Source organism: Flavobacterium gelatinilyticum (assembly GCF_027111295.1).
GTDB lineage: Bacteria > Bacteroidota > Bacteroidia > Flavobacteriales > Flavobacteriaceae > Flavobacterium > Flavobacterium gelatinilyticum.
The window spans coordinates 2689627-2703862 of the sequence record NZ_CP114287.1 but is presented as its reverse complement, the minus strand read 5'-3'; the positions used below and the strand labels follow the sequence as shown (position 1 = coordinate 2703862).

Annotated in this window: 6 protein-coding genes; all 6 read left to right on the top strand. The window is 36.5% G+C overall.

What is annotated here, in order from left to right; all coding sequences use genetic code 11:
- Positions 1-12: 12 nt before the first annotated feature.
- Positions 13-924, top strand: coding sequence for a PorP/SprF family type IX secretion system membrane protein (locus OZP11_RS11495; RefSeq protein WP_281235342.1), 912 nt, complete (start codon positions 13-15; stop codon positions 922-924).
- Positions 925-935: 11 nt separating this feature from the next.
- Positions 936-2939 carry an OmpA family protein gene (locus OZP11_RS11490; protein WP_281235341.1) on the top strand — a complete coding sequence of 668 codons (2004 nt, stop codon included), beginning with the start codon at positions 936-938 and terminating at the stop codon, positions 2937-2939.
- A 523-nt stretch (positions 2940-3462) separates the two neighbouring features.
- On the top strand, positions 3463-3888 hold the full coding sequence (locus OZP11_RS11485) for a CBS domain-containing protein (RefSeq protein ID WP_281235340.1): 426 nt from the start codon (positions 3463-3465) through the stop codon (positions 3886-3888).
- A gap of 155 nt (positions 3889-4043) precedes the next feature.
- On the top strand, positions 4044-6335 hold the full coding sequence (locus tag OZP11_RS11480; protein ID WP_281235339.1) for an NADP-dependent malic enzyme: 2292 nt from the start codon (positions 4044-4046) through the stop codon (positions 6333-6335).
- Positions 6336-6414: 79 nt separating this feature from the next.
- A complete protein-coding gene (ruvA, locus tag OZP11_RS11475; RefSeq protein ID WP_281235338.1) occupies positions 6415-6996 on the top strand; it encodes a Holliday junction branch migration protein RuvA in 582 nt (193 codons plus the stop codon).
- Positions 6997-7020: 24 nt separating this feature from the next.
- Positions 7021-14229: a T9SS outer membrane translocon Sov/SprA gene (gene sov, locus OZP11_RS11470; RefSeq protein WP_281235337.1), complete on the top strand. Its 7209-nt coding sequence runs from the start codon at positions 7021-7023 to the stop codon at positions 14227-14229.
- Positions 14230-14236 lie beyond the last annotated feature (7 nt).

The window sequence follows — 14236 nt, the reverse complement described above, 5'->3', positions numbered from 1 at the left end:
AAACTCTCAGAAATGAAAAAATTAGGTTTACTTTTCATGTTTTTTACAATCGTGTGTTCAGCGCAGCAAGACGCTCAATTTACACAATACATGTACAATACGATCGAAATCAACCCCGCCTACGCAGGTTCGCGCGGTGTGATGAGCGTTTTTGGTTTATACCGTACACAATGGGTTGGTCTTGATGGTGCTCCAAAAACCAGTACTTTTTCTTTAAACACACCTTTAAACAACAGTAATCTTGGATTAGGAGTTTCGCTGGTAAACGATAAAATCGGGCCAACGAACGAAAACACCCTTTCTGCAGATCTATCATACAGTATTCCAACATCAGAATCATTTAAACTTTCCTTTGGTATTAAAGCAACAGCAAACCTGTTCAACCTCGATGTCAATAAACTGAGTTATGAAAATCCTGATGATCCTATGTTTCAGAGCATAAAAAATAAATTTACGCCTAATATTGGAGCCGGAGTATACTGGCATTCAGACCGCGCTTATTTAGGATTATCAGTTCCTAATTTTATCGAAACAAACCGTTACGATGATAACGATACGGCCATTTTCAAAGAAAAAATAAATTACTATTTCATGGCAGGATACGTATTTAATCTCGATCGTTTAGAGTACGTAAAATTCAAACCGGCATTATTAACCAAAATGGTCGAAGGAGCACCGCTTCAAGTCGATGTTTCGGGTAATTTTATGTTCAATGATAAGTTTGTGCTGGGTCTTGCTTATCGCTGGAGTGCTTCGGTAAGTGCAATGGCCGGTTTTCAGGTTTCAAAAGGAATGTACATTGGGTACGGTTACGATCACGAAACGACACGTTTAAGAAGATACAATTCAGGATCACACGAAATTTTCCTTCGTTTTGACTTCTTCAATAACTACAGCAAACTTACTTCACCAAGATTCTTTTAATTGATTTACATATGAAGATTAAAACTTTACTTTATTCATTTTTATTCTTTTGCTTTTTTGCAGCAGTAAATGCCCAAACGGCCGCCATCAAAAATGCTGATAAAAAATATGATAGTTACGCTTACGCGGATGCTATAAAAGCGTATGAAAATTTAGTTAAAAAAGGAGTTAAAGAAGAACACATATTTCAAAGACTCGGAAACTCCTATTACTTCATAGGCGAATTAAAAGAAGCCCTGAAATACTATCAGGAACTGTTTATCCTGAACGAAAATCAGGAACCGGAGTACTTTTATAAATATGCCCAATGCTTAAAATCAGAAGGAAATTATACTAAGGCCGATGAAATTTTGGAAAAATTCAGCCAGACAGTACCTTCAGATAAAAGAGCCGTTTTGTTCTTAAAAAACAGAACCTATTTAGAAGATATCAAATCAAACTCAGGTCGTTTTGATATTGCAGATGCCGGAATCAATACCGCCGATTCAGATTACGGAAGCACCATCCTAAACAATAAATTAGTATTTACATCTGCCAGAGATACGGGCGACATCATAAAAAAGAACTTTAAATGGACCAATAAAGCCATTTCAACACTTTACGCCGTTGATTTAAAACCGGACGGAAGTATCGGAAAACCAATGTTGTTTCATAAAAAGAATTTAAAAGTAAACCTAAATCAGTCAACTCCTGTTTTTACAAAAGACGGAAAAACGATGTACTTTACCAGAAACAATTCGGTAAACGGTAAACGCAGACAAAACGAAAACAAAGTTACCTTCCTAAAATTGTATAAAGCAGCTTTAATCGATAACGAATGGAAAGAAGTACAGGAACTTCCATTTAATAGTGACCAGTACAGCGTGGCACACCCAGCTTTAAGCCTGGACGAAAAAACATTGTATTTTGCATCAGATATGCCCGGAACATTCGGACTTTCAGATTTATTTAAAGTAAGCATACTCGCAGACGGAACTTTCGGGAAACCGGAAAATTTAGGTCCGGAAATTAATACCGAAGGAAGAGAAACCTTTCCGTTTATATCAGATGAAAACGAACTTTATTTTGCCAGCGACGGACGACCAGGATTAGGCGGACTCGACATTTATGTTTCGAAAATAAACAAAGACGATTCTTTTGATGAAGTGCAAAACGTAGGCGAACCAATAAACAGCAAACAAGACGATTTTGCGTTTATGATAAACAGCAAAAACAGAAACGGTTTTTTCTCTTCAAACCGGGTAAACGGCCACGGACTTGACGATGTATACCGATTTACAGAAAACAGAAGATTAATCTGTGAGCAGCAGATATCCGGAACAATTACAGATCAGGAAACCGGAGAAACACTTGCAAATGTTGCTTTGGTTTTGTTTGATGAAGCCCGTCAGTCAGCGGTAGAAGCAGTATCAGACGCCAATGGGAATTATGTTTTTTCGAATGTAAAATGCGGAAAAAAATATTTCATAAAAACATCAAAAGAAGATTATTTCTTAAAAGAAGTTTCGCTGACACTTAAAAAAGCAAACGGATCAGCTGCAATGCCAATCGCTTTAGAAAAGAAACCAAAACCCATAACAACAATTCCGGCCGTTGTAATAAAAGCAAATTCAATTAAACCCGTAAAAGTAAATATTACTGTAGGAACCGATTTAGCGAAACTATTAAACATCCCGATGAACTTTTTTGATTTAGGAAAAGCCACAATCAAAAAAGAATCAGAGCCAAAACTGCAAAAAGTAGTCGATTTATTAAATCAATATTCAACTATAAAAGTGGATATTCGTTCGCATACCGACAGCCGTTCATCAGCAGAAAGCAATCAGATTTTATCAGACAAAAGAGCCCAGTCGACAAAAGACTGGCTGATAAGCAGAGGAATCAACGCAAATAGATTAACAGCAAAAGGATACGGAGAAACACAATTATTAAACCGATGTGCCGATGGCGTAAAATGTACCGAAAAAGAACATCAGCAAAACAGACGAAGCGAGTTTATAATCATTAGTTTGTAATTTATTTATATTTATATAAAAGGACTGTCTAAATATTTTTAGACAGTCCTTTTTGTTTTTATAAAAGAAAACCATGACAGGGCGGCATATTTCATTATTCACCAATAACATTCGAATCTTTAATAATCATTTCGCTGATTTCTATAATATGTTATTCGAAAAAAAAATATTAGAATATTCTTTTAAAATCAAATCTATAAAAATGTAAAATAATATTGCGCGACATATATGTCGGGTTGTTTTTTTATTTCAAAATGTTTAATGGTATTGTAAATATTTGTAGAAATTATAAAGAATCTAGGGAGCAAAAGGATAGTAATAAGCAGTACCTCAAAAAAGTTAAAAAATCTAATTTTTCATAAAAAACCTTTATAATTTTTTTTCTTCATTACGATATAATTTTAAAAAATTGAAATACGCTTTATTTTGTTTAAAATCAATACGTTGTGAGTTTAAAAAAATCTGTTCCCTGCAAATTATATTTGTTTTTATTATAACTTTATAAAAATAAAATTTTTCAGATATGACTGTAGATCAAATACTAAAAGCAAAAGGGAAAAATGTTTATTCGGTTCGAACCACTACAACTGTTTATGAAGCATTAAAAGTAATGGGCGAAAAAAACATTGGAGCCATTCTTATAATAGACGGAACCGATTTAAAAGGAATTTTGTCTGAAAGAGATTATGCTCGAAAAATTGTTTTAAAAGACAAATCTTCAAAAGAAACTTTTGTAAATGAAATTATGGAAAGCAATGTATATTCGGTACAATTAACCAATAACATTGATGACTGTATGGAACTTATGAGTTCAAAAAGAATCAGACACCTTCCGGTTTTAGAAGATGGAATTGTGGTAGGAATTATTTCTATAAGCGATGTGGTTAAAGCCATTATAGAAATTCAAAAAGACACTATCCAGCATCTAAACTCTTATATTTCTCAATAGAGAATTTAATAAAAACACCTATACAACAGCCCGGATTAGTACGGGCTTTTTTCGTACCATGCCCGAATTGATATTTTAACAAAAGAAACCAGCAAAAGCGTCCCATTTTAAACTAAGACTTATATCTTTGTAAGCTAGAATAAAAGCTAAAAATAATGAACAAAGAGAGTAAAAGAAGAGAGGCGTTACTGTACCACGCAGAGCCGACTCCAGGAAAAATTCAGGTAGTTCCAACAAAAAAATATGCAACCCAGAGAGATTTATCATTGGCCTATTCGCCGGGAGTTGCAGAGCCATGCTTAGAAATCGCAGCAAACGTTGAAGACGTTTATAAATATACCGCAAAAGGAAATTTGGTTGCCGTAATTTCAAACGGTACAGCTGTTTTAGGACTTGGAGACATTGGTCCAGAGGCCGGAAAACCTGTAATGGAGGGAAAAGGTTTATTATTCAAAATATTCTCTGATATTGATGTTTTTGATATCGAAGTAGATACAAAAAACGTAGAAGAATTTATACAAACGGTTAAGAACATTGCTCCGACTTTTGGAGGTATTAACCTTGAAGATATCAAAGCACCGGAATCTTTTGAAATCGAAAGAAGACTGGTAGAAGAGCTGGATATTCCGGTAATGCACGACGACCAGCACGGAACAGCAATTATTTCTTCGGCAGCTTTAATTAATGCACTTGAATTGGCAGGAAAAAAAGCAGAAGAGGTTAAAATGGTCGTTTCGGGAGCAGGATCTGCAGCAATTGCCTGTACAGATTTATATGTTTCATTGGGCGTAAAAGTCGAAAACATTTTGATGTACAACAGTAAAGGACTTTTAACAAAAGACAATCCTGCACTTTCAGAATTACAGTTAAAATATGCTGTTAACGGCGGTCAGATTGCTTTGGCCGATGCTGTAAAAGATGCCGATGTTTTCATCGGATTATCATCTGGAAATATCTTATCGCCTGAAATGCTTTTATCGATGGCCAAAAGCCCGATTGTTTTTGCAATGGCAAATCCAAATCCGGAGATCGATTACAATCTGGCTGTAGAAACCAGAAAAGATGTTATTATGGCTACAGGGCGTTCAGACTTTCCTAATCAGGTAAATAACGTTCTTGGTTTTCCATATATTTTTAGAGGTGCATTAGACGTACGAGCTAAAAAAATCAACGAAGAAATGAAAATGGCCGCTGTAAAAGCATTGGCTATTTTAGCAAAAGAACCCGTGCCGGAGCAGGTAAACGTAGCTTACGGTGCAACAAAATTAGGTTTCGGACAAGAATATATCATTCCAAAACCATTCGACCCAAGATTAATTACTGTTGTAGCCCCTGCAGTGGCAAAAGCAGCAATGGAATCCGGAGTAGCAAAAAATCCTATTACAGACTGGGCCGCTTACGAAGACGTACTTCGTGAACGTATGGGGAACGATAATAAAATGGTGCGTTTAATTACCAACCGTGCCAAATTAAATCCTAAACGAATTGTTTTTGCCGAGGCAGACCATTTAAACGTATTAAAAGCAGCTCAAATTGTTTACGAAGACGGAATTGGTTTTCCTATCTTATTAGGAAACAGAGAAATCATCTTAGAATTAAAAGCAGAATTAGGTTTTGATGCCGAACTTGAAATCATCGACCCTAAAGATGAGCAGGAAAACGAAAGACGCAGCCGATTTGCAGCTTCATTGTGGGAAACAAGAGGACGCAGAGGAGTTTCTAAACTTGATGCTGAAAAATTCATGCGCGAAAGAAACTATTTCGCAGCCATGATGGTAAACGAAGGCGAGGCAGATGCTGTGGTTACTGGTCATTCAAGAAGTTATCCAAGTGTGGTAAAACCAATGCTTCAGTTAATAGAAAAAGCATCTGGAGCTTCACTTATTGCGACTGCCAATATGATGATGACTACCCGCGGGCCGATGTTTTTATCAGATACAGCAATAAACATCGATCCATCTTCTGAAGATTTAGTGAATATTGCCCTTATGACGGCAAAAACAGCTAAAATGTTCGGAATTGAGCCGGTTATTGCCATGGTTTCGTATTCAAACTTTGGATCATCAACACATCAAAACGCGGCAAAAGTGAGAGATGCGGTTGCTTATCTGCACAAAAATCACCCGGATATGGTCGTAGATGGTGAAATTCAGGCGGACTTTGCCTTAAACTCTGAATTACTTCAGGAAAAATTCCCTTTCTCTAAATTAGCCGGTAAAAAAGTAAACACGCTGGTATTCCCTAACTTAGAGTCAGCTAACATTACTTATAAGCTGATGAAAGAGTTAAATAAATCAGCTTCTATAGGACCAATTATGATGGGGATGGGCAAACCTGTTCATATCGTACAGTTGGGAGCAAGTGTAGAAGAAATGGTAAACATGGCAGCTATTGCTGTTATTGATGCTCAGGAAAAAGAAATAAAAAAGAACAAATTAGCACAATAGTGTAATAAATTAAGGATCAAATAAAAATGTCTTAATTTTATTGCATTTTTATTATATTTGATTTCTTATTAAGAATAGTATGATAGCACATTTGCAGGGGAAATTAGTCGAAAAAAATCCCACGGAAGTTGTAATAGACTGTGGTGGAGTAGGATACCACGTAAATATTTCATTACACACGTTTTCATTAATTCCTAATGCTGAAAATATAAAATTGTATACGCATCTTCAAATAAAAGAAGATGCGCATACTTTATATGGTTTTGTAGAAAAGTCTGAAAGAGAGATATTTAGAATGCTTTTGTCTGTTTCGGGAATTGGAGCCGGTATTGCCAGAACAATGCTCTCTTCGATAGAACCCAAACAAATTATAAATGCAATTGCAGCAGGAGATGTCGCTGTAATCCAGTCTATAAAAGGAATTGGAAACAAAACGGCACAGAGAGTAATACTTGATCTAAAAGAAAAAGTGTTAAAGTTGTACGATTTGGACGAAGTTTCGCTAGTTCAAAACAATACAAACAGAGATGAAGCGTTATCTGCTTTGGAAGTTTTAGGATTTGTTAGAAAAGCTTCTGAAAAAGTAGTAGAAAGGATTGTAAAAGAAGATCCTGAAGCAACTGCGGAAACGATCATAAAAAAGGCTTTAAAAAGCTTATAACCTCAATTTTGATAAACGAATTGTATGCGTAAAATTTGTATTTTTTTACTGGTTTTATTATGTGGTAATGTTATACGGTCACAGGTAAATCCGGCAGTTCAAGATACAACCAAGACTCAGTTTTCTGTTGGGAAAATGGAGCTGGAGAATCCCCCAAGCATACTTTCGGGTTATAAATACGATCCCGTTACAGATCGATATATCTACACAAGTTCTGTTGATGGTTTTTCAATAGACTATCCGCTTGTTCTTACCCGAAGAGAATATGAAGATTTGGTTTTAAAAGAAGCCAGAAGAGATTATTTCAGAAAAAAAATGGATGCCATTGATGGTAAGAAAAACAACAGCGAAGCAGCCAAAAAAGATTTACTGCCAAGATATTACATCAATTCAAGTCTTTTCGAAAGCATTTTCGGGAGTAATACCATTGATGTAAAACCTACCGGATCTGTCGAAATGGATTTGGGGCTTCGTTATACCAAACAGGACAATCCGGCATTTTCACCCCGAAACAGGTCAAGCCTTACTTTCGACTTTGATCAGCGTATCAGTATGAGTTTGATGGGAAAAATCGGAACCCGTTTAGAGGTAAACGCAAACTACGATACCCAGTCAACATTTGCTTTCCAAAATTTATTTAAACTGGCGTATACCCCTTCAGAAGATGATATTATTCAGAAAGTTGAGGTCGGTAACGTAAGTATGCCGCTTAACAGCACCTTAATTCGTGGTGCTCAGAGTTTATTTGGGGTAAAAGCACAGCTGCAATTTGGTAAAACAACCGTTACAGGAGTTTTCTCAGAACAAAAATCACAGACCAAAAGTGTAGTGGCCGAAAATGGAGGAACGGTTCAGAATTTTGATTTGTTTGCTTTGGATTACGACAGCGACCGACACTTTTTCCTTTCGCAGTACTTTAGAAACAGATACGACGAATCATTAAAGAAATATCCTTTTATCGACAGCCGTGTTCAAATTACAAGGATAGAGGTCTGGGTAACCAACAAACAAAACAGGGTTGCCGTAAACAACAATAACTTAAGAAACATTATTGCACTTCAGGATTTAGGAGAATCTCAAATTACCGGAATTCCGGATAATCAGGTAGTAGTGATTTCGTCAACAACAGGATTCTTTAATAGTGCGCCTGACTCGCCAACAAACAATAACAACAATAAATACGATCCAGCTACAATTGGTAAGGGAAATTCGTTCTTAAAACCGGAAATTAGAGAAGTTGTAACAGCAAAATCCGGATTCACGGAAGCGAATGTAAGTGAAGCAACCGATTACTCGATTTTAGAAAATGCACGAAAATTAACCACAAACGAATTTACTTATAATGCACAATTAGGATATATTTCTTTGCAGCAGCGTTTAGCAAATGATGAAATTCTTGCCGTTGCCTTTGAGTATACCGTTGGAGGAAAAGTGTATCAGGTTGGGGAGTTTGGTAGTGATGGTGTTGATGCAACTGTAGTAACAGGAAACAGTAACGGAAATCAGGCCGTTATTACACAAAGTTTGATTTTAAAAATGCTGAAAAGTAATTTGACAAATGTTCAAAATCCGGTTTGGAACCTGATGATGAAAAACGTCTATCAAATTCCGCAGGCTTATCAGCTTAAGCAGGACGATTTCAGGTTAAATATCCTTTATACAGATCCTTCGCCAATAAATTATATTACACCGGTATCTGAATCTCAACCTTTTCCAGAGCATGATGATCCGAATTTAAATGTAAAGAATACCGCTTTATTAAACGTATTCAATCTGGATCGACTCAATTACAATAATGATCCGCAGGCCGGAGGAGATGGTTTCTTCGATTATGTTCCGGGAGTAACAGTTGATGTTCAGAACGGACGTATTATCTTTACAACCAAAGAGCCTTTTGGAGAACTTCTTTTCAACAAATTATTAGAAACAAATGGTTCAAGATCTTACGACGATCCAAGTACATATAACGATAACCAGAAGAAGTATGTATTTAGAAATATGTATCGCAATACACAGGCTGCGGCTTTGCAGGACAGTGATAAAAATAAATTCTTATTACGAGGAAAATACAAATCTTCAGGAAGTAACGGTATTCCAATTGGAGCGTTTAACGTTCCTCAGGGATCAGTAGTTGTAACCGCTGCCGGAAGGGTTTTGGTAGAAGGTATCGATTATAGTGTCGATTACCAGCTGGGAAGAGTTCAGATTCTGGATCCTTCATTGCAGGCTTCAAATACACCAATTGAGGTTTCATTAGAAAACAATTCGATCTTTGGACAGCAGACCCGAAGATTTATGGGATTCAATGTTGAACACAAAATCTCGGATAAATTTGTTGTTGGCGGAACTTTCTTAAAAATGACAGAAAGACCGTTTACACAAAAATCAAGTTACGGACAGGAATCAGTAAACAATACTATTTTTGGATTCAACGGAAACTATTCAACAGAAGTTCCTTTCCTGACAAGATTAGCCAATAAACTTCCAAATATCGATACAGATGTTCCTTCGAATTTATCGATTCGAGGTGAAGTTGCCTTTTTAAGACCAGATGCGCCAAAAGCAAGTGATTTTCAAGGAGAAGCTACTATATATGTAGATGATTTCGAGGGGTCGCAGTCAACCATAGATATGCGTTCTGCTTATTCATGGAGTTTGTCTTCTACACCATTTATAAACTCTGCGGGAGATGTTACCTTTAATGCACATTATGAGGATTTAAGATATGGTTATAAAAGAGCAAAATTATCATGGTATACCATTGATCCGGTTTTCTATTCTTCAAAACCATCAGGTATTTCAAACGATGACTTATCATTAAATACTACCAGAAGGATTTACAGTAAAGAATTATATCCAAATACTGATATTGCACAAGGACAGATACAGGTGATCAATACACTCGATTTAACGTATTATCCTTCTGAAAGAGGACCTTATAACAACAATCCTGATTTTGGAGTAACTGACCCTTCAACTAATTTTGGAGGTATAATGCGTGCCTTGAATTCAACAAACTTCGAACAGGGAAATGTTGAGTACATTCAGTTTTGGGTACTTGACCCCTATGTAGGAAATTCACAGGCATCAAATGGTAATATTGGAAAAATATATTTCAATTTAGGGGAAATATCAGAAGATATCTTAAAAGACGGAAGAAAACAATATGAAAACGGACTAGGACCTGATCAGGTATTGGTTAATCCAAGACCGCTTTGGGGAGATGTTCCGGCATCGCAGTCTTTGATTTATGCGTTTGATAACAATGCTGATAATAGAAAAAATCAGGACGTTGGTTTAGATGGTTTGTCAAGTCCGCAGGAAGGTGCAATTTATACCAATTATGCAGGCGAAGCGGATCCTGCTGCTGATGATTATTTGTATTACCTTAATACAGACGGAGGCGTTTTAGAACGTTACAAAAACTACAACGGTACCGAAGGAAACTCGGCAGTAAGTATCAATGATCCTAACCGTGGATCGACCACACTTCCGGATGTTGAGGATATTAACCGTGATAATACCATGAGTACGATCAATGCATATTATGAGTATAGTATTGATATTAAACCGGGAATGGAAGTAGGAGACAAGTATGTTACCGATGTAAGAGATGTTCCAAATGCCGAACTTCCAAACGGGGCGACAACACCTGCAAGATGGATTCAGTTTAAAGTTCCGGTTTCGCAGCCACAAAATACAATTGGTAATATTACAGATTTCAGATCTATCCGATTCATGCGTATGTTCATGACCGGATTCAACGATCAAATGACACTTCGTTTTGGTGCTTTAGATTTAGTACGAGGAGAGTGGAGAAAATATACAGGAACTCTTGATATTAATCATCCGGCGAATCCAAACTCTTCAGTTGAATTTGAAGTAGCAGCGGTGAACGTTCAGGAAAACGGAACGAAAGAACCGGTAAATTACGTAATGCCTCCTGGTGTGCAAAGAGAGCAGTTATACAATAACAATACAATTATTAACCAAAATGAACAGGCATTATCACTTCGTGTTGACGGTACCGGCTTAGAATATCAGGATGCAAGAGCAGTTTTCAAAAACGTAAGCGTGGATATGCGTCAGTACAAAAAACTGAAAATGTTTTTGCACGCTGAATCACTAACAGGAGAAGTGCCGTTAGAAGATGGAGAAATGATTGGTTTTATTCGTTTTGGTAATGACTTTACACAAAACTTCTATCAGGTTGAGGTACCGTTAAATGTCACCAGACCTGTTGGTTCTGCTCAGGTAGCTGCAGATCAGGTCTGGATGGATTCAAACAGCATAGATTTGGCATTGGAGCTCTTGACCAGAATGAAAATTCTTGGAATGAAAATCGATATTAATAGTACCAAGAGAGATGAAAATGGTATTTATTATCCGGATAATGACCCCGAGGTAGAAGGCGGAGATAACAGTGACAGATTAATTTTAGGTATTAAAGGAAATCCAAATTTTGGTCTTGTTCGAAACTTAATGGTGGGGGTAAAAAACCGCTCAGATCATAAAGTTCTTAAAGGGGAATTTTGGTTTAACGAACTTCGTTTAGCCGATTTGGAAAATAAAGGCGGTATGGCGGCGATCTTAAATGTGGATACCAATATGGCCGATTTTGCAACGCTTTCTGCAACAGGAAGAAAAAGCACAATAGGTTTTGGATCTTTAGAACAAGGTGCTAATGAGCGTGACCGTGAAGATGTGCAGCAATACAATATTGTAACCAATTTGAATTTAGGAAAATTACTGCCTCCAAAATGGGGTATTAACCTGCCGTTTAACTATGCAATAGGCGAAGAAGTAATTACGCCTGAATACGATCCTTTTAATCAGGATATTAAATTAAAACAGCTGTTGGAGGTAACAACAGATAAAGCTGAAAGAGATAACATCAGAACCCGTGCGGTCGATTATACAAAACGAAGAAGCATTAACTTTATCGGCGTTAGAAAAGACCGTGCCCAGGAACAAAAACCACACGTTTATGATGTAGAGAACTTTACTTTCTCACAATCTTACAATCAGGTTGACAGACACGATTATGAGGTAGAAGATTATAAAGACGAACAGACTAATACAGCTGTAAATTATGCCTATACTTTTCAGCCAAAAGAAATTACGCCTTTAAAGAACAATAAGTTCATGAAGAAAAGTGAGTACTGGAAGATATTAAGTGATTTTAATTTTAATTATCTCCCTACGAATATTTCTTTCAACAGTAATATCTTAAGGCAGAGTAATCGTCAAATGTACCGCGATGTTCAGGTAGAAGGAATAGAGATTGATCCGCTTTACAGACGAAATTTTGCCTTTAATTACCAGTATGGTTTTGGTTTCAACTTAACCAAATCATTAAAACTGAATTATTCTGCAACATCAAATAATATTGTGCGTAATTTCATGAACGATGATAATGTGCCAAAAGAAGATTTTAATATCTGGGACGATTATTTTGATATAGGAACACCTAACCAGCATGCGCAGCAATTGGTATTGAATTATGATATTCCAATTAATAAAATTCCGGTTTTCGGTTTTGTAAAAGCAAGTTATTCCTATACAGCAGATTATATGTGGCAGCGTTCATCAACAGCGTTTTCGGAATATGTGGATGACACTGGTAACATATTTAATTTAGGAAATACAATTCAGAACTCAAATTCAAATACGCTTACGACAACATTAAATATGAATACGCTGTATAAATATTTAGGTTTGACTCCGGGGGCAAAAACACCAAAGGCAAAACAGCCTGTTGCGGCACCAAAACCGGGAGAAAAAATTGTAAACACAGCAAAACCAGTCGCTGCGAGCAGTCCGTTTTATGATGGTTTGATAGGTGTTTTAACAAGTGTTAAAAACATTCAGATTAACTATACTAAAAACAGCGGGACAGTATTACCGGGATATATACCAAGTGTGGGTTTCTTTGGTACAACCAAACCTAGTTTAGGTTTCGTTTTTGGAAGCCAGGATGATATTCGTTACGAAGCGGCAAAAAACGGCTGGTTAACTACCTATCAGGATTTCAACCAGAACTTTACACAGGTTACCAACAAACTTTTAAAAGTAACGGCTAATATCGATTTGTTTCCGGATTTAAAAGTTGATTTGACTATGGACCGTTCGTACTCAGAAAATACATCAGAGCAGTATAGTGTAAATGAACAAAATGAATATATGCCATTGTCGCCATATACATACGGAATGTTCTCGATTTCAACCGTACTGATTAAAACGGCATTTTCAACGAGTGATGAATTCCAGTCATCGGCATTTGATGATTTTAGAAGTAACCGTCTGGTAATAGCCAATCGTTTGGCGTTAAGCCGTTACGGAAGCGAAGCGGCAATTCCAAGATATGGTGATGATAACAATAAGATTCCGGCACCATCAGATCCTAATTATGCAATATATGTGGCAAATCAGGGATATCCTATTGGGTATACCAAAAGTAATCAGGCTGTTTTACTGCCTGCATTTTTAGCTGCGTATACAGGAGCTGATGCTTCAAGTTCGTCAACAAGTATTTTTAGAAATTTCCCAATACCAAACTGGAGTATTAAGTACAACGGATTAATGCGCTATAAATACTTTAAAGATAAATTTAAGCGTTTTTCATTACAGCACAATTACAGAGCTTCGTACACGGTTAACCAGTTCAGATCTAATTTTGATTACAATGATTCGCCGCAGGTACAGGATGTGAATACGAATTTCTATAACAAAATCATCATGTCTAATGTCAATCTGGTTGAGCAGTTCAGTCCGCTGATCAGAATGGATTTTGAGTTGAAAAGTTCACTTCGTGTTCTTTCTGAAATCAAAAAAGACAGAGCCTTATCAATGAGTTTTGACAACAATTTATTGACAGAAGTAAAGGGAATGGAATATATAATTGGTCTTGGTTATCGTTTTAAAGATGTTATTTTCTCTTCCAGATTAGCAGATAATCCAACTGGAATTATTAAAAGTGATATCAATATCAAGGCAGATTTTTCTTTAAGAAACAATGAAACCCTGGTGCGTTATTTAGATTACGATAATAATCAGCTGGCGGCGGGGCAGAATATCTGGTCAGTAAAATTAACGGCAGATTATTCATTCAGTAAAAACCTGACAGCGATATTCTATTACGATCATTCGTTTTCAAAGGCAGTTATTTCGACTTCATATCCTTTAACAAACATTAGATCGGGATTCACACTTCGTTATAATTTCGGAAATTAAATTTAGT

Excerpts from the sequence above, each read along its gene's own strand:
- ruvA (WP_281235338.1), top strand. The coding sequence starts at position 6,415 with ATGATAGCACATTTGCAGGGGAAATTAGTCGAAAAAAATCCCACGGAA.
- sov (WP_281235337.1), top strand. The coding sequence starts at position 7,021 with ATGCGTAAAATTTGTATTTTTTTACTGGTTTTATTATGTGGTAATGTT.
- OZP11_RS11480 (WP_281235339.1), top strand. The coding sequence starts at position 4,044 with ATGAACAAAGAGAGTAAAAGAAGAGAGGCGTTACTGTACCACGCAGAG.
- OZP11_RS11490 (WP_281235341.1), top strand. The coding sequence starts at position 936 with ATGAAGATTAAAACTTTACTTTATTCATTTTTATTCTTTTGCTTTTTT.
- OZP11_RS11485 (WP_281235340.1), top strand. The coding sequence starts at position 3,463 with ATGACTGTAGATCAAATACTAAAAGCAAAAGGGAAAAATGTTTATTCG.
- OZP11_RS11495 (WP_281235342.1), top strand. The coding sequence starts at position 13 with ATGAAAAAATTAGGTTTACTTTTCATGTTTTTTACAATCGTGTGTTCA.